Origin of the sequence: Mesorhizobium sp. M7A.F.Ca.ET.027.03.2.1 (assembly GCF_003999175.1) — a bacterium.
Taxonomy (GTDB): Bacteria; Pseudomonadota; Alphaproteobacteria; order Rhizobiales; family Rhizobiaceae; genus Mesorhizobium.
The window spans coordinates 1-698 of the sequence record NZ_RZOM01001707.1; the positions used below are offsets into that span (position 1 = coordinate 1).

The following is a 698-nucleotide window of genomic DNA, read 5'->3' on the forward strand; positions in this document are numbered from 1 at the left end:
CCGAACCACCACGTGGCAATGCCGAGAAATGCAAAGAAGCCGACGACGTCGGTAACCGTGGTGACAAAAACTGCCGAAGCGACCGCCGGATCGACCTTGAAACGATCGAGCAGCAGCGGGATCAGGATGCCGGCCAGGGCGGCCACGAACATGTTGATGATCATCGCCGCCGCGATGATGCCGCCCAGGTTGGGGTCACGGAACCAGGCTGCCGCAACGATGCCGATCAGGATGGCGAAGACGATGCCGTTGATGAAGCCGACACCCATCTCGCGGCGAATGATGCGGCCGGCATTGTAGATGTCGAGATCCCTGGTCGCCAACGCCCGCACGGTGACGGTCATGGTTTGCGAGCCGGCATTGCCGCCCATGCCGGCGACGATCGGCATCAGCACCGCCAGTGCGACGATATGTTCGATCGTGCGGTCGAAAAGGCTGATCACCGACGCCGCCAGGAACGCGGTCAGAAGGTTGATCAGCAACCACGGAACGCGTGAGCGCGAGGTCGAAAAGATGCTGTCGGAAAGCTCCTCGTCGCCGACGCCGCCCATGCGCATCAAGTCTTCTTCGGCCTCCTGCTGTATGACGTCGACAACATCGTCGATGGTCAGAACGCCAACCAGCCGTTCGTTCTCGTCGACGACTGCGGCCGACAAAAGATCGTACTGCTCGAATTCCCGTGCAGCCTCTTCCTGGTC

Annotated in this window: 1 protein-coding gene; it reads right to left on the bottom strand. The window is 61.2% G+C overall.

Features of this window, described 5'->3' with window-relative positions:
- Positions 1-698, bottom strand: a 698-nt coding sequence (locus tag EN750_RS37520) for a magnesium transporter (protein ID WP_145968342.1), incomplete at both ends; no start/stop codon positions are given.